A 20,569-nucleotide genomic window follows, 5' to 3' on the forward strand; every position below is an offset into this window, starting at 1 on the left:
TCCTGCTCCGCTAAGGGATCTGGCGGTGGACGTCGCCGCGGTTGCCCACGGCCAGGACCCAGATGATCAGTTGACCGTTCTCGACGGTGTAGACCACCCGGTGGTCACCCACCCTGAGCCGCCATCGGGTCGCGTGCCCCTGTAGTGCCTTGGCGTCGAACGTTGTCGTGTCGCCGGCATCCATCGCCTTCTGCAATTCGGCGAGGCGGCGCAGGATGCGCAGGGCGTCAGACCGGTCGATCTTCAGCAGTTCGCGCTGCGCGTGCGGAGTGAAGCGTGTGACGTAGCCCATCGGACGTCAGCCCTCCTGGCCACGGAGGAGAGCCGCCATTTCCTCCAGTGAGACGGATCCCTGGACCCCCTCCGACTCCGACTCGTCGGCCAGCCTGTTCAGCCACGCCTCCTCGGCATCGTCCGCTATCCGGCGGAGGCGCTGGTACTCCTCGATATCGATCACCACGGCCTCCTGCCTGCCCCGCCGGGTGATGATCGTCGGAGTCCCCTCCCGACGCGCCCGGTCAATGACATCGGCGAGGTGGCTGCGGACCTCGGCCATGGACTCAATCATGGGCTCGCTCATGTCTTCAATGTAATAGATGTACATCAAATCGGCAGTGCCTTGCCGAACTCGCCGAGCGGTGCCCTCGGCGCCGGGGAGGCCCGCTTGCGACGGTTTGGCGGACCGGACCGGAGCGACTTCTTCACCTCGCTGTCCAGTGGGCCGTTCGCGCAGGTCCAGGCGAGCAGATCTCCGAGCCCACCCCGCAGGTCAGCCCGCGCCCACCTGGGCAGACGCGGGACTCGACGCGCGGCCGTCTCCGGCTGTGATCCGCGTCTCGCGCACCTGGCCACGGGGGCCGCTGGGGCCCGCAACTGCGGGCCGCGGCGCCGACCGGCGGGGGTTCCCCGCCGGTCGGGGGCGTTGACGGTTCCGCGAACCTGTACGAACACTGTGCGGGTCTTCCCGGAACCGCGCCCATGCCTCGGGGAGGACTCCGGTCCGCAAGGGGAGCGATGTGTCCAGAAGGTACCGGCTGACCTACAGCCCCGAGATCCGCGCGCTGGTCGAGTCCCTGCCTGCGGAGCAGCGCCAGGACGTCTCCCGCAGCTTCACCCTGCTGATGCGCGACCCGATCAGCCACGCGGTCATCCATATCGCGATGCGCAACACCGTGGAGAACCGGTACGCGGCCTATCTCATGCCCGGTTTCACGCTGGAGGCCGAGTACACCGTCAGCGGCCGTGACCTTCACGTCGTGAAGTGGACCACCCGGTACCCCCTGATCGTGTTCGACGCCGACCACCGCGTCGTCGTGCCGCCCGTGGTCGCCCATGAGGCTGCCGCGACCGTCGGCGACTGCTCTTCCCCCGAGGGGCGCCGGCTCCGGGGCGAGTGGTGCCTGCGGGCGCGCACGCAGGTGTTGGACTTCCGCGACCTGCCGGACGCGGAGCGCGCGACGGCGCTGTACACCATGGCCCATTCCCTGGGCTCGCGGGTGAAACAGGCCGTCGGACACCCGGAGCTCATCGAGACCGCCTCGCACGAGCGGCTGGCGCAGGCCAACTACGGGCTCACCGCCCACCTGCACAAGGCGGCGCGGCTTGCCGAGCAGCAGGCCAACGGCGCCTACGAGCCGCTGCACCGCCGACTCGGCACGATGCCGTGGGAGGAGCCGGAGTACATCGCGAGGATGGCGGAGCGCTACAGCTGACGCCCGGCGGCACGCGGCGGCGCGGCGCACCGGCACTGCTCGGCGGGGCGGCGGGGCTACGGCCGGGTGAAGGTCATATGAGTGGTGCCGCCGGGTGTCGTCACCGACTCCATCCGGAACCGCTGCTCCAGCCCTTCCAGCCCGTCCCACAGCCGCTCACCGCGGCCGAGGACGATCGGGACGACGGCGATGTGGAGGTGGTCGACCAGGTCCTCCGCGAGGAACTGCCTGACGGTGGTGGGGCCTCCGCCGATCCGCACATCGAGGCCGCCCGCGGCCTCTCGGGCCTGCCGCAGTGCCTCCTGCGGCGAGGCGTCGACGAAGTGGAAGACCGTGCCGCCCTCCATCTCCAGCGACGGTCGCGGGTGGTGCGTCAGCACGAACACCGGGGTGTGGAACGGCGGGTTGTTCCCCCACCAGCCCTTCCACTCCTCGTCGGTCCACGGGCCGCGCTGCGGGCCGAACTTGTTGCGGCCCATGATCTCCGCGCCGATCCCGGGCCCCCAGGTCCAGGCGAGGGCGTCGTCGACGCCGCTGCTGCCGCCGGCCTGGCCGTGCATCTCGTTGAAGGCGCGGGTCTGCATGAACCAGTCGACCAGCCGAGTCCCGGCATGCCCGAACGGGGCATCAGGCCCCTGTCCCTCCCCGGCGGCGAACCCGTCCAGCGACACGCTGAAGTTGTGCACTCGAACACGCGACATGACACTCACGTCCCTCACTCGGACTCCATCGTCGAACCGAGCCTAGACGTGCCCACTGTCATCGGCCGGATCACGCGCCGCGCGAACGGGCCCGGCCTCACCTCCGGGCCTCACCTCCGCACGATCTGCTGCAGCTTCCAGAACCGCCCTGGCTGAACGGGCAGGCAGACGTTGGGGGGACGGGCGCGTGGGCCCGTCCCCCCAACGGTGTGGCGCGTGGCGCTTGCGCGGGGCCGGTGGTGTCAGCCGCCGATGCCGAGGGCGAAGACGTGCATCGCGGTCTGGCCGCCCGCGACGCCGTCGCCGACGTCCGGGAGGGTCACCGAGGCGACCGTCTTGCCGGCGGCCAGCGCCACCGTCTGTTCGAAGACATTGACGGTGGTGTGGTCCTGGGTGTTGCCGGGGCGGTTGCGGTAGGCGCAGACGATGACCGCGCCGGAGCCCGTCGGGGCGGTGCCGTACCAGTCGGGGACGGTGAGGGTGAAGCTCTGGGTGCTGCCGTCCGTGTAGGTGATGACGCCGCTGCCGGAGGCGGGGCCGTAGGTGGCGGTGGTCAGGAAGCCGAGGTCGGCGCCCGAGCCGGAGACGTCGACGATCTGGCCGCCGGCGGTGACGTTGTCCGGCTGGCCGCCGGCGGCGGTCGGCCAGCTGAAGCCGATGCCGCCGTAGGTCAGCTTCGCCCCCGGAGCGACCCCGGCGGCGGCCAGGGCCTCGGCCGACAGGCTCGACTGCGAGCCGTCGATGTCGGCGGCCCCGGTGGCGCTGTCGTCGGAGATGCCGGTGTTGTCGTAGGCGCCCGCCAGCGAGGTGTACGGCTGCTGCACCTGGACGCCGGTGCTGAGCAGCGTCCGGCCGGTGCCCCGGGCGCCTCGGTAGTCGGCGGTGACGGTCAGTCCGACCGGTCCGGCGGGCGCCAGACCGGCCGGTGCGGTCACGCTGAAGGTCGCCTTCGCGCTGCCGTGCGCCGGGACGGCGGTCGGCTGCGGCTGCTTGCGGACGGTCCAGCCCTGCGGCACCGAGATCCCCAGCCGGAGGCCGGTCAGTGCGGTCGGGCCGGGATCGGCGACGGTCGCGGTCACCGTGAACGCGGTGCCGGGGTGGAAGGTGGTCGGTGCGCCGCCGACGCTCAGCGAGGGCTGCGCCGGAATTTGGAAGGAGTCGAGGGTCAGCCGGCCGGAGCCGGTGGCCACGACCTGGACGGTGTGCGGACCGGCGGCGAGGCGGGTGTCGGTGAACACCGTCTGCCCGGTCTCGGGCGAAGCCGAGTAGGTGTTGACCGTGCCCTGGGCGACGCCGTCGATCAGCACCTGGGCGCTGCCCTGGCTCGGTCCCTCGGCGGCGACCAGCGCGATGCTGCTGCCGGTGAAGGCGAGCGAGACCGCGGCCCCCTGGGCGGTGGTGCTGTGCTGGTCGTCACCGCCGGGGGTGCCGGCGGCGCTCCAGCTGCCGGTGTAGTCGAGCAGTTGGCTGTCGTTGTCGACGACCCCGGCCGTCGGTGCGGCCGGTACCGGTCCGGCGCTGTTCATGATCGCCAGCGCGGCGGCGGGCCAGGCGCCCGCACTGACCAGGGTGGGCGGGGTGTAGGTGATGTCGGTGCCGTTGTTGTCGGTGTTCGGGTTGTCGGTGTAGTCGGCCGGGCCGACGGTGATGTTGTTGATCGTCGGCGTCCACATGCCGATCCAGTTGCTGCCGCCCAGGCTGGTGACGTTGTCGAAGGTGTCCCAGTAGGAGCTGCCCTCGTCCTGGTAGACCATGTTGTTGGTGTGGTTGCCGACGGTCAGGTAGTTGCCGGAGAAGACCGAGTCGATCCCGGCGCCGTCCTCGCCCTGGCCGCCGTTGGTGTAGATCGGGCCGCCGTCGTACAGGACGTTCATGACGTCGTGGACGTAGTTGTCGGTGATCCGGTTGCCGCCCGCGTAGTTGGTGCCCCGGGCGCAGGTGGAGAGTCCTTCGGCGGCCTGCATGGAGCAGGGCGACGCCCAGCCCCAGCCCCAACCCAGGGACATCCCGGAGTAGGAGGTGTGCCCGATGTCGTTGTGGTCGATCGTCAGGTTCCGGGTGAAGCCGGCCCAGATGCCGACGGCGTCGGTGTAGTCCTGCCCGACGTGGGAGATGGTGTCGTCGGAGACGGTGTCGCCGTCGTTCATCAGCGCCGGGTCGTTCTGGAAGTAGTCGTCCACGTCGCCGACCGAGATCCCGCCCGCCGCCGTGTCGGTGACGGTGCTGCCGGTGACGGTGGAGTTCTGCGTCCCGTCCGCCAGGTCGACGCCGGTCGCGCCGAGGTGGCTGAACGAGTCGCCGCTGAAGGTGATGTCGTCACCGCGCGAGACCGCGACCGCGCCGGGGGTGACCAGCGGGGTGGTGACCGGGCCCGAGGTGTTCCAGAGCACGGCGGCCTGGTTGTCGATGTAGCCGGTGGTGACCGGCAGGTTCCAGGTCGAGTAGGCGAAGCCGATGCCCTGGAAAGCGATGTCGTGGACCGGTGAGACCGCCTGCGGGGTGGCCTCGAAGGCGTTGATCACCAGGTAGCTGCCGCCGGTCTTGGTCAGCGTCACGGTGTGCGTGCCGGGTGCCAGGCCCTGGACCGAGTAGAGCACCTGCTGGGCCAGCCGGGTGCTGCTGTAGCCGGTCCAGCTCTGCCGGGTGTCGGGCACGCCGTCGACGGAGGCGCTGATGGCGCCCTCGTCGGAGTTGGTCTCGCCGAGGACCTCGACCCCGCTGCCGGTGAAGGTGTAGCTGACCGAGTCACCGTCGGCGGTGGCGTAGGCCACGGTGTTGCCGAGGTCGCCGTAGGTCCGTCCGGCGGAGGTGCCCCAGCTGCTGCCGGTGTAGCTCGCGCCGGGGGCGTTCTGCGGCACCGGGGTGAGGTGGCCCGGGGTGCCGTTCAGCGACACCAGGGTCTGCAGGACCGGGAGTTCGACGTCGGCGGCGTACATGTCCTGGCCCGGCAGGGGGATGTAGTAGAGCCGGTCGGCGGTCTTGTCCAGGTAGAACTGGCCGGGACGGCTCAGCAGTTGGTAGGCGTTCTCGACGTAGGAGACGCCGTCCATGGCGGGCAGTCCGGCGCCGTTGAAGGGGAAGCCGAGGTTGGGCACGTCGACGTGGTTGGCGGACCAGCAGCTCGGCAGGACGTTGATGTCGGAGCCGCCGGCCGGGTCGGCGGTGATGCTCTGCACCGGGCAGCTCATGTGCTTCCAGTCGTTGTCCTGCACCACCTCGATCTGTGACTGGTCGGTGAACCCGGCGTAGGAGGCGTCGGAGGTCCGGAAGCCGGTGGCGGTCGTCTGCAGGCCGGCCGGGCTCCCGGCCGAGCGGGCCAGGGTGGCCCTGGTGCCGTCGACGAAGAGCTGCTGGCCGCCGGTGGCCGCGGCGGAGGCCGGGACCGGCGCCTCCCACACGTCGGAGCCGGCGGCGGCCGGGGTGAAGCCGCCGACCCTGACCGCGCCGTTCAGCACCGGCTGCTGGTCGCGGACCGGACGGTAGACGACCTGGAACCCGTTGCTGCCGGAGTCCTGCGGCCCCAGCTGGAGCGGGGCGGTCAGCCGGTAGTCGCCGCCGTAGAGGTCGACGTCGATGTCGGCGGTCATGTTCCGGTCGAGGCCGCGGACCTCGGCGGCGGCGGAGCCCAGACTGCAGGGTGCGGCGGCGGTGCAGGCGCTGCCGCCGCCGGTGGGGGAGGCGAAGAGGGTGGTGGGGCGGGGCGGGGCGGCGGCTCCGGCCGGGGCTGCGGCGATGCCGCAGACCGCCAGTCCGAAGCTGAGAAGTGCCGCTAGCCGTGCGGCAGTTGCCATGGGGGGACCTTTCCGACACAACGGGGTGGGTGGGAACGATCGAAGGCGGCGGGTGGCGGGGGCAGGTGTCTCCCGGCGGCACCGCCGGTACGCAAGCGAAAGCTATACATCCGATGAATCGGTGTCAATGCGTCGCGCAGCAGCATTCGACGAAGGGGTGTCAGGTCGCCAACGGGTGGCAAATGTCCCTGCATGGCGGTGACTGACGGGGTATTGGATCGAGCGCTGGGCGCCGCGCTGCCATGGCTCGGGCGGTATGCATCCGATGTATGCCCTGGTGGCCAGGAAAAACGATCGACGATGTCGAACTCCTGTCCTAAGGTCCGGACGCATGAGCAGTCGATTGCGGCGCATCGCCGAGGTGAACGAGGAGGCGGTGGCGCGCGGCCGTTACACGGCCGTGGACGGCAGCGAGGTCCTGATCGGGGACGAGGTGGAGGCGGCGGCGTCCGGGACGCGCTGCTACGGGCCGGAGGAGCCGCTCGGCCCGCCGCCGACCGTGCCGCAGGGCGGTGGACGGCAGGGCGGCGATGGGCCGCTGCTGCAGGTCACCGGTGAGGGCAGCCTGGAGGCCGCACGACGGATGTGCGGCGAGCGGGAGGGCGAGGTCGCGGTGCTGAACTTCGCCTCGGCCCGCAACCCCGGCGGCGGCTACCTCGGCGGCGCGAAGGCCCAGGAGGAGGACCTGTGCCGACAGGCGCTGCTCCACACCTGCCTGCTGCGTGCGCCGGAGTACTACGCCGCGCACCGGGCCGACAGCGACCTGCTCTACAGCGACCGGGTGATCTGGTCACCCAGGGTGCCGGTGCACCGGCGCGCCGACGGGGAACTGTCGGCCCGCCCGCTGCTGGTGTCCTTCCTGACCAGCCCGGCGCCCAATGCCGGGGAGGTGCTGCGGCGCGACCCGGCGGCGGGGGAGCGGATCCGGGCCGCGTTGCGGCGGCGGGCCGCACGGGTGCTGGGCGTGGCCGCGCAGCAGGGCGTCCGGCGGCTGGTGCTGGGGGCCTGGGGCTGCGGCGTGTTCCGCAACGACCCCCGGGAGGTGGCGGAGGCGTTCCACGTCCACCTCGGCCCCGGCGGCGGCTACCGCCCCGCCTTCGACGAGGTGGTCTTCGCCATCCTGGACCGGGCCGGGACCGGGCCCTCGGCCAACCGGAGGGCCTTCGACGACCGCTTCCCGGACGACCGCTTCCCGGACGACCGCCTCCCGGACGCCCGCTGAGCCCTGCGGACCTGTGGATCAGGCCGGGGCCGCCGCCTCGGTGGACTCCAAGGGTTCCAGGACGACCGGCAGTTCGACGTAGCCGTTGACGATGACCGAGGTGATCCGCTCCGGCGACCGCTCCGGCTCGGCCAGCGCCAGCCGCGGGAAGCGGGCGAGCAGCGTGCCCAGCGCGATCCGGGTCTCCAGCCGGGCCAGCGGCGCGCCCAGGCAGAAGTGCGGGCCGTAGCCGAAGGCCAGGTGGTCCTTGTCCGGGCGCAGCGGGTCGAAGGTGTCGGGGGCGTCCGGGTGGGCCTCGGGGTCCCGTCCGGCGGCGGCGAAGTTGGTGATGATCGCCTCGCCCTTCCGGATCAGCACGCCCTCGCCCAGGTCGATGTCCTCGACCGCGTACCGCAGTGGCACATAGGTCACCGGGCCCTCGTGCCGCAGGGTCTCCTCGACCACGGCGTCCAGGGTGATGTCGCCCCGCTGGAGCAGGTCGAGGTGCCCGGGGTGGGTGAGCAGCTCGTGGACGGCGTTGGTGATGAGGTTCACGCTGGTCTCGAAGCCGGCGCCGATCATCAGGAAGAACACGGCGTGCAGCTCGTCCGGGGCGAGCCCGGGTTGCTCCGAGTCGGACGGGGCGATCAGGTCGCTGGTCAGGTCCGGTCCCGGGAACCGAAGCTTGTGGTCGACCAACTCGGCCAGCGTCCGGTGCAGTTCCTCCAGCACGGCGATGTTCCGCTCGGGCGGGAGGGTGCTGTCCAGGGTCTGGTCGATCACCCTCCCCAGGGGGGCCCGCATGGGCGTGGGGACGCCGAAGAGGTCGCAGATGACGGTCATCGTCAGCGGCAGGGCGAGCCTCGCCCGGATGTCGACCGCTGTTCCGGCCGGGAGTTCGGCGAGGCCCTGCACCAACTGGTCGGCGGTGGCCTGGATCTGCGGCTCCAGTTCGGCCACCCGGCGGACGGAGAAGCCGGGCGCGACCCGGCGCCGCTCGCGCCGGTGCTCCTCGCCGTAGAGGTTGACGAAGTTCTCCTGGAGGGCGATGGCCGCCAGCGGCCAGCCGTCGGGCACCTCGGCCAGGGCGGCCCAGTGCCGGCGCGGGTCGCGGGAGACCCGGGGGTCGCTGGTCAGCGCCCGGATCACGCTGTGCCGGGTGACCGACCAGGCCGTCATCCCGGCCGGGAGCCGGACCAGGACGGCCGGCCCGGCTGTGCGAAGCCGCGCGGCCTCGTCGTGGGGCGTGCGGGAGTTGACGTCCAGGATCGGGCAGGAGCGGTCGGAGGACGGCGTCAAGGGAGGCTCCTCGGGGCGAGAGCGCGACGGAGCAACGGGGTCCGGGACTCCTTCCCGGACCTGGACCGTTCGTACAGCAGAGCGACCGGTCCCTCACTTTCTACGACCCCTCCTGATGGGCTGTCAACGAGGCCCGGACCGGGTGGGGCACAGGGGTCGGCAGTGGACGAACGAGGTGCGGGCGGGGTGCGAACGAGGTGCGGACGGGGCGCGGGCGGGGCGTTGAGGAGGGCTGGGCGAGGCACTGGGATCGGGGATACTCCTCGGTCATGACGATCTACGACACCATAGGCGCGACCTACACCAGCACCCGGCGGCCCGACCCACGGATCGGCGCGCAGATCCACGCGGCGCTGGGCGACGTCCGGACCGTGGTCAACGTCGGTGCGGGCACCGGCTCCTACGAGCCGGAGCAGACCGTGCTCGCGGTCGAGCCGAGCGCGGTGATGATCGCCCAGCGCCCGGCCGGCTCGGCACCGGTCGTCCGGGGCGTGGCCGAGGCCCTGCCGCTGGCCGACGGATCGGCCGACGTGGTGATGGCCCTGCTCACCGTGCACCACTGGACCGACCTGGAGGCCGGCATCGCCGAGCTGCGCCGGGTGGCCCGGCGCCGGATCGTCCTGCTGACCTGGGACCAGGCCGTCACCCGGGAGCTGTGGCTGCTGCGCGACTACCTGCCGGAGGCGGCGGCCTTCGACGACGACCGGGCCGTCCCGGTGGACCGGCTGGCCGAGCTGCTGGGCGCGCAGCGGGTCGAGCCGGTGCGGATCCCGCACGACTGCACCGACGGCTTCGGCGCGGCCTTCTGGCGGCGGCCGGCCGCCTACCTCGACCCGGTGGTCCGGGCCGGGATGTCGATCCTGGCGCAGACCGGTGAGGACGTGATCGCGCCGGGTCTGGCCCGGCTGGCCGAGGACCTGTCCTCGGGACGCTGGCAGGAGCGCCATGCCGAGCTGTTGGAGCTGGACGAGACCGATGTCGGCTACCGGCTGCTGATCGCCGACCTGTGAGCCCGGTCCGGGCAGCGACGTCCGCGCACCGTGAATCCAGGGGCCCGGCGGGCGGCGCTCTGGCAGGATCGGCGCATGCCGCGCCACGACCCAGTGCCTCCGCCCGTCGTCCCGCCCGGTCTCGCCGCCGCCTGGGGCGGGGACGAGTGGCGGGCGTGGATCGAGGCGCTGCCCGGTCTGGCCCTCGCCTTCCTCGACCGCTGGCAACTGCGGCCGGACGGCCCGCCCGCGCACGGGGTGATCGCGATGGTGCTGCCGGTCGTCGGCGCGGACGGGAGCCCGGCGGCGCTCAAGCTCCAGCGGGTGGACGAGGAGACCCGGGGCGAGCCGTCGGCGCTGCGGACCTGGGACGGCCGGGGCGCCGTCCGGCTGCTCGACAGTGACCCCGAGTCCGGCACCATGCTGCTGGAACGGCTGGACGCCGGGCGGTCGTTGGAGACGGAGCCGGACGAGCTGACGGCGCTGGGCACCCTCGCCGGGCTGCTGGAGCAGCTGTCCGGGTACCCGGCCCCGGCCGGGCTCCCGCGGCTGGCCGACCGCGGTGCGGCCATGCTCGACCGGGTGCCGCAGGTGCTGTCCCGGCTGGCCGACGCCGCCGACCGGCGGCTGACGGCGGACTGCGCCGCCGCGCTGCGCGAGGTGCTGGACCGCCCCGGCGACCGGCTGCTGCACTGGGACCTCCACTACGGCAACGTCCTCGCCGCGCCGCCCGAGGCGCAGCGGGCCGGACGGGCCCCGTGGCTCGCCATCGACCCGAAGCCGCTGGCCGGCGACCCGGGCTTCGAGCTGATGCCGGCCCTGGCCAACCGCTGGGAGGACGTCGTCGCCACCGGCGACGTGGCCGCCGCCGTCCGCCGCCGCTTCGACCTGCTCACGGAGGCCGTCGGCCTGGACCGGGCGCGCGCACGGCGCTGGACGCTGGCCCGGGCGCTGCAGCGAACGCTCTGGAAGGTCGAGTCCGGCGAGACCGCCCTCTCGACCCGGGACCGGGCCGTCGCCCTTGCCCTGCGGGCCGGTTGCTGATCGGCCGCTGATCGGCCGCGGTACCACCGGAAGGTGAAGTCCGACCTGGTCCTGGACACTTCGCCGGTCCGGGTCGGCCGGAGCTCGTAGAATCGGCGGATGAGCGCTTCCGATCTCCCCGCAGCCGTTCCCGCTCCGGACGCTGTCGCGCCCGACGCCTCCGACGCCTCCACTGCCTCTGCCGCGCCCGTCGCGTCCGTCGAGGCGGAGGACGGCGAGGCGCTGCGCGTGCTGCGCCGGGTCTTCGGCTACGACGCCTTCCGGGGCAGCCAGCAGGAGATCGTCGAGCATGTCATCGGCGGCGGCGACGCGCTGGTGCTGATGCCGACCGGCGGCGGCAAGTCGCTCTGCTACCAGATCCCGGCGCTGGTCAGGCCCGGTGTCGGGGTGGTGATCTCGCCGCTGATCGCGTTGATGCAGGACCAGGTGGACGCGCTGCGGGCGCTCGGGGTGCGGGCCGGCTTCCTCAACTCCTCCCAGGACTTCGAGGAACGGCGGCTGGTGGAGGCCGAGTTCCTGGCCGGTGAGCTGGACCTGCTCTACCTCGCCCCCGAGCGGCTGCGGGTGGATGCGACCGTCCGGCTGCTGGAGCGCGGGAAGATCTCACTCTTCGCGATCGACGAGGCGCACTGCGTGGCCCAGTGGGGCCACGACTTCCGCCCCGACTACCTGGCCCTGTCGTCGCTGCACGAGCACTGGCCCGAGGTGCCGAGGATCGCGCTCACCGCGACCGCCACCGAGGCCACCCACGCGGAGATCACCTCCCGGCTGGGACTCCAGGACGCCCGCCACTTCGTGGCCAGCTTCGACCGGCCCAACATCCAGTACCGGATCGCGCCCAAGGACGAGCCGCGGAAGCAGCTGCTGCACCTGCTGCGCACCGAGCACCAGGGCGAGGCCGGGATCGTCTACTGCCTCTCCCGGGCCTCGGTCGACAAGACCGCCGCCTGGCTCTCCGAGCGCGGGATCGACGCCCTGCCCTACCACGCCGGCCTCGACCAGCGGGTCCGCGCCCGGAACCAGTCCCGGTTCCTCCGCGAGGACGGTCTGGTGATGGTCGCCACCATCGCCTTCGGCATGGGCATCGACAAGCCGGACGTCCGCTTCGTCGCCCACCTCGACCTGCCGAAGTCGGTCGAGGGCTACTACCAGGAGACCGGCCGGGCCGGCCGTGACGGCCTGCCCTCCACCGCCTGGCTCGCCTACGGTCTGCAGGACGTGGTGCAGCAGCGGAAGATGATCGACACCTCGGAGGGCGACCAGGCCCGCCGCCGCCAGCTCTCCGCGCACGTGGACGCGATGCTCGCGCTCTGCGAGACGGTCGAGTGCCGCCGGGTCCAGCTGCTGGCCTACTTCGGCCAGAAGAGCGAGCCCTGCGGCAACTGCGACACCTGCCTCACTCCGCCGCAGTCCTGGGACGGCACCGTCCCCGCGCAGAAGTTCCTCTCCACGATCGTGCGGCTGCAGCGCGAACGCCGGCAGAAGTTCGGCGCGACCCAGATCGCCGACATCCTGATGGGCCGCAAGACCGCCAAGGTGATCCAGTTCGACCACGACGGCCTGAGCGTCTTCGGCGTCGGCGCCGACCTCTCGGAGACCGAGTGGCGCTCGGTCGCCCGGCAGCTGCTCGCCCAGCGACTGGTCGCGGTCGAGGGCGACTACGGCACGATGGTGCTGACCGAGGAGAGCGCGGACGTCCTCGCCGGACGCCGTCCGGTCGCGCTGCGCCGCGAGCCGGAGAAGCCCGCCCGCGCGGCCAAGGCCGACCGCGCCACCGGCGGCTCCGGCCGCAAGGCCGCCCCGGTCGACCTCCCGGCCGAGCTGCTGCCGGTCTTCGAGGAGCTCCGCGCCTGGCGCGCCGCCACCGCCCGCGAGCAGGGCGTGCCCGCGTACGTGGTCTTCCACGACGCGACCCTCCGCGAGATCGCCGCCACCGCCCCGACCACCCTGGCCGAGCTCGGCACCGTCGCCGGCGTCGGCGAGAACAAGCTCGCCAAGTTCGGCCAGCCGATCCTCGACCTCCTCGCCGCCCTCGACCCCGCCGCCCCGGCCCCGGCCCCGACCGCAGCCGCCCCGACTGCAGCCGCCCCGGCCCCGGCCGCCGCCCCGGCGCCGCAAGCCGCCCCGGCCGCCGCCCCCTCGGCCGCGCCCCGCACCCGGCCGAGGTCGGCCCCCGCCCGCAGCGTCCCCGCCCCGGCCGCCCCGGCCCCCGCCGACGACCTCTGGGGCGACGCCTGGGGCGAGGAGCCCGACGAGGAGTACGGCGAGTGACCCCACCGGCGACGCCGCAGCGTCGGGCGGCGCATCAGACGGACGCGGTGCTGCGCCGCCACCGCCACTCGCCGAGACACGACAGCACCGTGACGGCGCTGAAGCCGGCGCCCAGGGCGCACACTCCGCTCCACCCTGCGTGGGCCCACACGACGGAGGTCAGCGCGGACCCGACGACACCGCCGAGGAAGTACGTCGTCATGTAGACGGAGTTCAACCGGCTGCGCGCCTCGGGTTCGAGCGCGTACACCACGTTCTGGTTGCTGATGTGGACGGTCTGCACGGCCAGGTCCAGCACCAGGACCCCGATGAGCAGCCAGACCAGGTCGTGGCCGCCGGCGGTCAGGAGCGACCAGGAGGCCAGCAGGACGACGGCGCCGGCCCTGGTCACGGTCTGCACCAGGCCCCGGTCGGCCAGTCGTCCGGCGGCCGACGCGGCGGCGGCTCCGGCGGCCCCGGCCAGGCCCATCAGCCCGATTTCCGCGGTGGACCAGCCGTACGGCGGTCCGGACAGCAGGAAGGTCAGTGACACCCACAGCACCGTGAACGCCCCGAAGCTGGACGCGCCGGTCAGCGTCCGCCAGCGCAGCACCGGGTGCTCGCGCCACAGCCGGGCCATCGAGCGGAACGCGGAGCGGTAGGAGGCCTGCCCGGCGGCGGGGAAGGGCGGCAGGGCACGGCGGAGCAGCAGGGCCATGGCGACCATCAGCACGGCGTTGACCCAGTAGACGGTGCGCCAGCCGCCGAGCGAGGCGAGGCCGCCGGCGGCCGTTCTGGCCAGCAGGATGCCGAGCAGCAGTCCGGTCATCACGGTGCCCACGGCCCGACCGCGCACCTCGGGCGCCGCCATCGTAGCGGCGAACGGCACCATGACCTGGGCGCCGACCGAGCACAGCCCGGTCAGCGCGAGTCCGGCGAAGAGCGCGGGGGTGTTCGGCGCGGCGGCGATGACGGCCAGGCCGACGGCGGTGGCGGCGCACAGGGTCGCGGTCAGCCGCCGGCGCTCCAGCAGGTCGCCCAGGGGCACGATCAGGACCAGACCGCAGACGTACCCGATCTGGCTGACGGTCACCACGAGCGCGGCGGTCCCCGAGCTCAGGCCGAACCGCCGGGCCATGGTGTCCAGGAGCGGCTGTGCGAAGTAGTTGCCGGCCACCGAGAGGCCGGTGGCCGTGGCCATGAGCACCAACGTGGGGCGGGTGATGCCGCCGGTGCCGTGCCCGGCGCCCGGCACCGGCGGTGTCGTCGGGGAGTTCATGGGGCCTCTGCTGGGAGCGTGCGGGGGTGGGTTGTCCCTCACCAGGTGACCGGGAGGCTGGTCGGGCAGGCGAAGAAGCCGCCGTCGGCCTTCTGCACCTGCTCCGGCTCCACCGAGAGCCGCAGCCCGGCGAGGCGTTCGAAGAGCACGGTGAAGACCGTCGCCAGGACGACGGGGGCCAGCACCGAGCCCAGGCAGAAGTGCGGGCCCGCGCCGAAGAAGACGGACCCCTTCTCCGCCCGGTGGATGTCGAAGACCTCGGGATCGGTGAATTCGCGGGGGTCGTGCGCTGCGGCGAGCGTGGAGGTTATGACGCCCTCGCCCTTGGATATCTGCAGGCCGTGGCGTTCGGCGTCCTCCAGCGCGACCCGGGGGAAGTTGGTGATGCCGTTGTTGTGGTAGCGCAGTACCTCCCGCACCGCCTCGGGCCAGAGCCCGGGATCGCGTTTGCAGTCCGCCAGTTGGTCGGCGTGCAGCAGCAGGGTCATGATGCCCACGGTGAGCGGGGGGACGAGCGGGTCGGTCACGTTCATCAGCAGCAGCCCGGTGGTGCCCACGGCCTCCTGCCTGGTGATCGTCCCCTCGCCCGCCGCTCGCGCCAGCGTGGCGACCAGCCCGGAGGCGCCCGCGCGGTCCACCAGGCGGCCGGCCAGCTCCGACAGGTCGGCAGTGGCCGAGGCGATCTGCCGCCGGCTGCCGAGCAGGTCCAGCTGCCGGCGGATCCGCTCCCGCATCCAGGCGTGTTCGTCGAGGCTGATGCCCATCACGTCCCCGGCCAGTCGGGCCACCAGCGGCTCGCTGAAGTCGCTGACCAGGTCCGCGTCCGAACCGCGCGCCTCGATCCGGTCGAGCAGGTCGTGCGCGTGGCGCTGCGCGGTGACCTTCCACTCGTCGACCGAGCGTCGGGTGAAGTAGGAGCCCAGCACGGTGCGGACCCGGGTGTGGTCGGGGCCCTCCATGTTGAACAGCGAACCGTCGACCGAGGTGAGGTCGTCCCCGGCCATCCGGGGGGCCTCGGGAAAGACCAGGTCCCGGGAGAACCGCGGATCGTGCATCACGAAGCGCACGTCGGCGTAGCGCGTGACCAGCCAGAGCCGGGTGCCGCTCGGCATCTGGACCGGGCAGAGCGGGCGGTGGTCGCGTAACTCGGCCAGGACCGGCGGAACAGTGAAGAGCGGTCCTGGCGGGAAGTCCTGGGGAACCTTCAGGACATCCGCTTCGGGCAGGTCGATGACAGCCACAGCGCCTCCGCACCAGATCCGTACGTACCGGGAGCATCACTCTAGGTGATCAACTTTGGGTCATCAAGGTCCCCCGGGTCGCCACCCGGGCGGCGCCGGAAAAGGGCTGTGGCCCGGCAGGGAGTCCTGCCGGGCCACAGGTGCTGTGGATGGTGCCGGAGCCGGTCCGGGCCTAGAGGGCGCCGGAGTCGGCGATGGTGATCTTGGCCTTGGTCTTGCCGCTCTGGGTGCCGTAGCCCTCGATCTTCATGACCAGGTCCAGGCTCTCCTGGTCGGCGGTCTCGCCGAAGACGACGTGCTTGCCGTCGAGCCAGCCCGGGGCCATGGTGGTGATGAAGAACTGCGAGCCGTTGGTGTTCGGCCCGGCGTTGGCCATCGAGAGCAGGCCCGCCTTGGTGTGCTTGAGCTGGAAGTTCTCGTCGGCGAACTTCTCGCCGTAGATGCTCTTGCCGCCCGTGCCGTTTCCGGCGGTGAAGTCGCCGCCCTGGAGCATGAAGCCCGGGATGACGCGGTGGAAGGAAGAGCCCTTGTAGCCGAAGCCGTGCTCGCCGGTGGCCAGCGCGCGGAAGTTCTCCGTGGTCTTCGGGACCACGTCGTCGAACAGGTTGAAGGTGATGCGCCCGGCGGGGACGTCGTCGATGGTGATGTCGAAGTAGACCTTGGTCGTCATGTGTCCCATTTTCGCACTCTCCGGCCCCGGCGGTCGCTCCGGGTGTCCTGTGTCGCGCCGACTGTGCCCGGGCGGCGCCTTCGGGCCGTCCGTTCGGACGGCTTTCGGCGGCCCGTCGGCCGCCGAACCGGGATTGGTCCGTACCAAGGGTTAAGGTCGGCCGTCCGGACCCCGTACGAATGATGGCGATCGCTCAAACACCTTGCTCAGAGCCCTGGATGGGCTCGCGACGGTATGTACGTGCAGGCCACACTGGTGGCCATCCGGAGCGCGGGACACCGCCGGGCACCGGATCCCCGCACGCCCCGGCCACCGCCGAGGGGGTCGGCGGTCGCGGTGGACGCCCACGCCAGAAAGGGGACGCGAGTGAGCACGCTTCCCGCCAAGCGCGGACCCCGGGCCACCGGCCCGGAGATGCCCGAGGGGCAGATCGAGCTGGCCGAGCCGCCGGTCATGGGCGAACCGGCCGGGGCCGACTTCGGCTCGGCGCTGATGTACCTGCCGATGGCGCTCGGCACCGGTGCGATGGTGCTGATGTTCTCCATGCGCAGCGCCGGGACCACGACCTACATGATGTCCGGGATGATGGGCGTCTCCATGGTCGGCATGACCATCAGCCAGATGGGGCGGACCAGCGGCGAGCGCCGCCGCCGGATGCGTGCCGAACGCCGGGACTACCTGCGCTACTTGACGCAGAAGCGGAAGCAGGCCCGGCAGGCCGCGAGCGAGCAGCGGGCCGCGCTGCTCTGGGACAACCCGCCCCCCGCCGAGCTGTGGGCGCTGGCGCGCGGGCCCCGGCTGTGGGAACGGCGGCCGGGACACGAGGACTTCGCCCGGATCCGGATCGGACTCGGGCTGCGCCGGGCCGCGTTGGAGTTCCTGCCGCCGCAGACCCGGCCGGTGGAGGACCTGGAGCCGCTGACGGCGGTGTCGCTGCGCCGCTTCACCAAGGCGCACCAGACCGTGCCCCGGCTGCCGATCCCGGTCTCGCTGCGCCGCTTCACCAGCGTCGAGCTGGCCGGGGACGCCGGCTCCGCGCTCGGCCTGCTGCGGGCGCTGGTCGGACAGCTGGCGGTGCTCCACTCGCCGGACGAGCTGCGGATCGCGGTGCTGGGCAGCGAGGCCGGGCTGGCCGAGTGGGACTGGCTGAAGTGGCTGCCGCACAACGCCCACCCGGACGAGGAGGACGCCGCCGGACCGGTCCGGCTCGCGGCCGGCAGCCATGACGCGCTGCTGGAACTGCTCGGTCCGGACGTCAGGGACCGTCCCGACCACGACCCGGGCGCCTCGCCCAGCGTGGCCGAGCCGTTCGTGGTGGTGCTCGCCCAGGGCGTGCGGATACCCGAGTCCTCCCGGCTGCTGACCGGGGGGCTGCGGAACGTGGTGCTGCTGGACGCGACCGGGGCGATGACCGGCGGACCGAAGGTGCTGCGGCTGACGGCGCGCGAGGGCGTGGTGGAGTTCCCGGCCGGCGAGGACACCGTCTCGGCCGCCGCCGACTCGCTCAGCGCCGCCGGGGCCGAGACGCTGGCCCGGGCCCTGGCCCCGATGCGCACCGGCGGCAGCGTCGACCTCTCCGACCGCGCCCTGGACGCCGACCTCGACCTGGTCACCCTGCTCGGCATCCGCGACCCCCGCAGCTTCGACGTGGCCGGCAAGTGGCGGCCCCGCCAGGCGCAGTCGGCCCGGCTGCAGGTGCCGATCGGGGTGACCGAGGACGGCGAGGTGGTCGAGCTCGACCTCAAGGAGTCCGCCCAGGGCGGGATGGGCCCGCACGGCCTGCTGATCGGCGCGACCGGCTCCGGCAAGAGCGAGCTGCTGCGGACGCTGGTCATGGGTCTCGCGGTCACCCACTCGTCCGAGGTGCTGAACCTGGTCCTGGTGGACTTCAAGGGCGGTGCGACCTTCCTCAACATGGACCGGCTGCCGCACACCTCCGCCGTGATCACCAACCTCGCCGACGAGATCCACCTGGTCGACCGGATGCGGGACTCCATCAACGGCGAGATGATCCGCCGTCAGGAACTGCTGCGCGAGGCCGGTTTCTCCTCGCTCTTCGAGTACGAGAAGGCGCGCGGGGCCGGAGCCAACATCACCCCGCTGCCCTCGCTGCTGATCATCGTCGACGAGTTCTCCGAACTGCTGGCCACCAAGCCGGAGTTCGTCGACCTCTTCGTCTCCATCGGCCGCCTCGGCCGCAGCCTCGGGGTCCATCTGCTGCTCGCCTCGCAGCGGTTGGACGAGAGTCGGATCCACAAGGTGGAGGGCCACCTCTCCTACCGGCTCGCCCTGCGGACCTTCTCCTCGATGGAGTCGCGCAGCGTCATCGGCGTCTCCAGCGCCTACGAGCTGCCCTCGGCCCCCGGCAACGGCTATCTGAAGATCGACACCACCAACCTGGTCCGCTTCAAGGCGGCCTACGTCTCCGGCGCCGCGCCGGAGCCGAACGGCCCGGCCGAGGGGGCGGGGGAGTGGACGGCGCAGCAGGAGGTCGTCCCGTTCACCCTGGAGCAGCAGGGCGCGCTGCTGTCCGAGCGGCTCGGCGAGCAGGCGGCGGAGCGCGCGGCGGCGGCCGAGCTGAGCCGGCAGGCGGCGCGTCCGGCGGCCCGGGAGGAGGGCCAGGGCGAGGACCAGTCCGGCGCCGAGAGCCTGCTGGACGTGCTGATCGGACGGCTGGAGGAGGCAGGACCGCCGGCCCGCCAGGTCTGGCTGCCGCCCTTCGCCGAGGCCCCCAGCCTGGACCAGCTGCTGCCCGGGATCGTGCCGGACCCGGTGCGCGGCATGGGCGCGCTGGACTACCCGGCGCTGGGCTCGCTGCGGGTCCCGCTGGGCATGGTCGACCGGCCCTTCGAGCAGCTGCGCGAGCTGCTGGTGGCCGACCTCTCCGGGGCCGACGGCCACCTCGGCCTGGTCGGCGCGCCGCAGACCGGCAAGTCGACGCTGCTGCGCACCCTGATCCTGTCGCTGGCGCTCACCCACACCCCGGCCGAGGTGCAGTTCTACTGCCTGGACTTCGGCGGCGGCGGCCTGGTCTCCACCTCCGGACTGCCGCACGTCGGCTCGGTCGCCACCCGGCTGGAGCGCGACCGGGTGCTGCGGACCGTGGCCGAGCTGACCCAGCTGCTGGAGCGGCGCGAGCAGGAGTTCACCGGGCGCGGCCTGGAGTCGATGGCCGCCTACCGCGCGCTGCGCGCCCGGGGCGAGATCGACGACCCCTACGGCGACGTCTTCCTGGTCGTCGACGGCTGGTTCACGCTCCGCCAGGACTATGAGGACCTGGAGCCCCGGGTGATCGAACTCGCCTCCCGGGGGCTGTCGTTCGGCATCCACGTGATCGCCTCGGCGACCCGCTGGTCGGAGATCCGGCCCCGGCTGCGGGACCTGCTGGGCACCAAGTTCGAACTGCGGCTCGGCGACGCCACCGAGTCCGAGGTCGGTTCGCGGCTCGCCGCCGCCGTGCCGCACCGCCCCGGACGCGGGCTGACCGGCTCCGGGCACCACTTCCTCTCCGCGCTGCCGCGCCTGGACGGCTCCTCCGGGACCGCCGACCTGACCGAGGCCACCAAGGCCGCCGTCGCCGAGATCGACACCTTCTGGACCGGCGCCTCCGCGCCCGGCGTCCGGCTGCTGCCGACCCGGCTGCCGACGAGTGAACTGCCGCCGCCCGAGGGCGACCGGATCTGCCTGGGCTGGGACGAGCAGCGGCTCGAACCCGCCTGGCACGACTTCTCCGCCAGCCCGCACCTGATGGCCTTCGGCGACGGCGAGACCGGCAAGACCAATGCGCTTCGGCTGGTCATCCGCTCGATCACCGCCCGCTTCACCGCCGACCAGGCCCGGATCATGGTCGCCGACCCGAGCCGGGCGCTGCTCGCCTCGGTGCCCGAGGAGTACCGGGTCGGCTACGCCGTCGAGCGCGACGCACTCTCCCAGCTCGCGGCCAACGCGGCGGTCTCGATGGGCAAGCGGGTCCCCGGCGCGGACATCAGCCCGGAGCAGCTGGCCGAGCGCGACTGGTGGACCGGGCCGCTGCTGTTCATCGTGGTCGACGACTACGACCTGTTCGCCGGCTCCGGCACCGCCTCGCCGATGACGCCGCTGATCCCGCTGCTCGCCCAGGGCCACCAGATCGGGATGCACCTGATCGTCGCCCGCTCCACCTCCGGTGCGATGCGGGCGATGATGGACCCGCTGCTGCGCCGGCTCTGGGAGCTGGGCAACCCGGCCCTGCTCTTCTCCTACCCCAAGGAGGAGGGCAAGTTCCTCGGCGAGGCCAAGCCCCGGACGCTGCCGGCCGGGCGCGCCCAACTGGTCACCCGCCGCTCCGTCCGGCTGGTCCAGACGGGCCTGGTGACGGCCCCGTGACCATCGCCCCCGCCCCCACGTCCGGCC

14 protein-coding genes are annotated in these 20,569 nt (G+C 72.6%); 6 read left to right on the forward strand and 8 right to left on the reverse strand.

Translation table 11 applies throughout. The features are described from left to right. Window positions 1-10 precede the first annotated feature (10 nt). Entirely contained in the window at window positions 11-292 is a 282-nt protein-coding gene (locus BS75_RS31080) for a type II toxin-antitoxin system RelE family toxin (protein WP_034090625.1), read from the reverse strand. A 6-nt stretch (window positions 293-298) separates the two neighbouring features. Further along, entirely contained in the window at window positions 299-568 is a 270-nt protein-coding gene (locus tag BS75_RS31085; RefSeq protein WP_034094120.1) for a type II toxin-antitoxin system Phd/YefM family antitoxin, read from the reverse strand. A 448-nt stretch (window positions 569-1,016) separates the two neighbouring features. Between BS75_RS31085 and BS75_RS31090 the strand changes: the two genes are divergently transcribed. Beyond that, on the forward strand, window positions 1,017-1,712 hold the full coding sequence (locus BS75_RS31090) for a hypothetical protein (RefSeq protein WP_034090626.1): 696 nt from the start codon (window positions 1,017-1,019) through the stop codon (window positions 1,710-1,712). Between the two features lie 56 nt (window positions 1,713-1,768). On the opposite strand, the gene BS75_RS31095 is transcribed toward BS75_RS31090, so the two are convergent. Together BS75_RS31095 and BS75_RS51655 are read right to left on the reverse strand one after the other, a co-directional pair. Continuing rightward, the gene (locus tag BS75_RS31095) at window positions 1,769-2,413 is read right to left on the reverse strand and encodes a dihydrofolate reductase family protein (protein WP_034090627.1); all 645 of its coding nucleotides are present in this window, start codon (window positions 2,411-2,413) and stop codon (window positions 1,769-1,771) included. Between the two features lie 242 nt (window positions 2,414-2,655). Further along, window positions 2,656-6,204: an NEW3 domain-containing protein gene (locus BS75_RS51655; RefSeq protein WP_052069821.1), complete on the reverse strand. Its 3,549-nt coding sequence runs from the start codon at window positions 6,202-6,204 to the stop codon at window positions 2,656-2,658. Window positions 6,205-6,535: 331 nt separating this feature from the next. Between BS75_RS51655 and BS75_RS31105 the strand changes: the two genes are divergently transcribed. Continuing rightward, window positions 6,536-7,426, forward strand: a complete 891-nt coding sequence (locus tag BS75_RS31105; RefSeq protein WP_034090628.1) for a TIGR02452 family protein — start codon at window positions 6,536-6,538, stop codon at window positions 7,424-7,426. Between the two features lie 18 nt (window positions 7,427-7,444). Here the strand turns inward: BS75_RS31105 and BS75_RS31110 are convergent, their stop codons facing one another. Beyond that, a complete protein-coding gene (locus BS75_RS31110; RefSeq protein ID WP_034090629.1) occupies window positions 7,445-8,704 on the reverse strand; it encodes a cytochrome P450 family protein in 1,260 nt (419 codons plus the stop codon). A gap of 269 nt (window positions 8,705-8,973) precedes the next feature. On the opposite strand from BS75_RS31110, the gene BS75_RS31115 reads away from it, so the two are divergent. The 3 genes from BS75_RS31115 (at window position 8,974) to recQ (ending at window position 13,008) form a co-directional block, all read left to right on the forward strand. Beyond that, window positions 8,974-9,714, forward strand: a complete 741-nt coding sequence (locus BS75_RS31115; RefSeq protein ID WP_034090630.1) for a class I SAM-dependent methyltransferase — start codon at window positions 8,974-8,976, stop codon at window positions 9,712-9,714. 75 nt (window positions 9,715-9,789) lie between these two features. After that, the gene (locus tag BS75_RS31120) at window positions 9,790-10,737 is read left to right on the forward strand and encodes an aminoglycoside phosphotransferase family protein (RefSeq protein ID WP_034090631.1); all 948 of its coding nucleotides are present in this window, start codon (window positions 9,790-9,792) and stop codon (window positions 10,735-10,737) included. A gap of 99 nt (window positions 10,738-10,836) precedes the next feature. Then, on the forward strand, window positions 10,837-13,008 hold the full coding sequence (gene recQ, locus BS75_RS31125) for a DNA helicase RecQ (RefSeq protein ID WP_081982743.1): 2,172 nt from the start codon (window positions 10,837-10,839) through the stop codon (window positions 13,006-13,008). A gap of 34 nt (window positions 13,009-13,042) precedes the next feature. Here recQ and BS75_RS31130 read toward each other — a convergent pair whose 3' ends face one another. The 3 genes from BS75_RS31130 to BS75_RS31140 all read right to left on the reverse strand — a co-directional run bounded on the left by BS75_RS31130 (window position 13,043) and on the right by BS75_RS31140 (window position 16,177). After that, complete coding sequence (locus BS75_RS31130; RefSeq protein ID WP_052069822.1) at window positions 13,043-14,266, reverse strand: MFS transporter; 1,224 nt, start codon at window positions 14,264-14,266, stop codon at window positions 13,043-13,045. Between the two features lie 38 nt (window positions 14,267-14,304). Continuing rightward, a complete protein-coding gene (locus BS75_RS31135; RefSeq protein ID WP_034090632.1) occupies window positions 14,305-15,507 on the reverse strand; it encodes a cytochrome P450 in 1,203 nt (400 codons plus the stop codon). A 172-nt stretch (window positions 15,508-15,679) separates the two neighbouring features. After that, entirely contained in the window at window positions 15,680-16,177 is a 498-nt protein-coding gene (locus BS75_RS31140; RefSeq protein WP_034094124.1) for a peptidylprolyl isomerase, read from the reverse strand. Between the two features lie 366 nt (window positions 16,178-16,543). Here BS75_RS31140 and BS75_RS31145 point away from each other — a divergent pair, with 366 nt between their 5' ends. Then, window positions 16,544-20,542 carry a type VII secretion protein EccC gene (locus BS75_RS31145; protein ID WP_042441015.1) on the forward strand — a complete coding sequence of 1,333 codons (3,999 nt, stop codon included), beginning with the start codon at window positions 16,544-16,546 and terminating at the stop codon, window positions 20,540-20,542. Window positions 20,543-20,569: the final 27 nt, after the last annotated feature.

The organism is Streptacidiphilus albus JL83, from assembly GCF_000744705.1.
Classification (GTDB): domain Bacteria; phylum Actinomycetota; class Actinomycetes; order Streptomycetales; family Streptomycetaceae; genus Streptacidiphilus; species Streptacidiphilus albus.

What these genes read in the sequence shown, in the direction of transcription:
- BS75_RS31120 (WP_034090631.1), top strand. Translation starts at nt 9,790, where the DNA reads ATGCCGCGCCACGACCCAGTGCCTCCGCCCGTCGTCCCGCCCGGTCTC.
- BS75_RS31080 (WP_034090625.1), bottom strand. Translation starts at nt 292, where the DNA reads ATGGGCTACGTCACACGCTTCACTCCGCACGCGCAGCGCGAACTGCTG.
- BS75_RS31085 (WP_034094120.1), bottom strand. Translation starts at nt 568, where the DNA reads ATGATTGAGTCCATGGCCGAGGTCCGCAGCCACCTCGCCGATGTCATT.
- BS75_RS31140 (WP_034094124.1), bottom strand. Translation starts at nt 16,177, where the DNA reads ATGACGACCAAGGTCTACTTCGACATCACCATCGACGACGTCCCCGCC.
- BS75_RS51655 (WP_052069821.1), bottom strand. Translation starts at nt 6,204, where the DNA reads ATGGCAACTGCCGCACGGCTAGCGGCACTTCTCAGCTTCGGACTGGCG.
- BS75_RS31130 (WP_052069822.1), bottom strand. Translation starts at nt 14,266, where the DNA reads ATGAACTCCCCGACGACACCGCCGGTGCCGGGCGCCGGGCACGGCACC.
- BS75_RS31105 (WP_034090628.1), top strand. Translation starts at nt 6,536, where the DNA reads ATGAGCAGTCGATTGCGGCGCATCGCCGAGGTGAACGAGGAGGCGGTG.
- recQ (WP_081982743.1), top strand. Translation starts at nt 10,837, where the DNA reads ATGAGCGCTTCCGATCTCCCCGCAGCCGTTCCCGCTCCGGACGCTGTC.
- BS75_RS31115 (WP_034090630.1), top strand. Translation starts at nt 8,974, where the DNA reads ATGACGATCTACGACACCATAGGCGCGACCTACACCAGCACCCGGCGG.
- BS75_RS31095 (WP_034090627.1), bottom strand. Translation starts at nt 2,413, where the DNA reads ATGTCGCGTGTTCGAGTGCACAACTTCAGCGTGTCGCTGGACGGGTTC.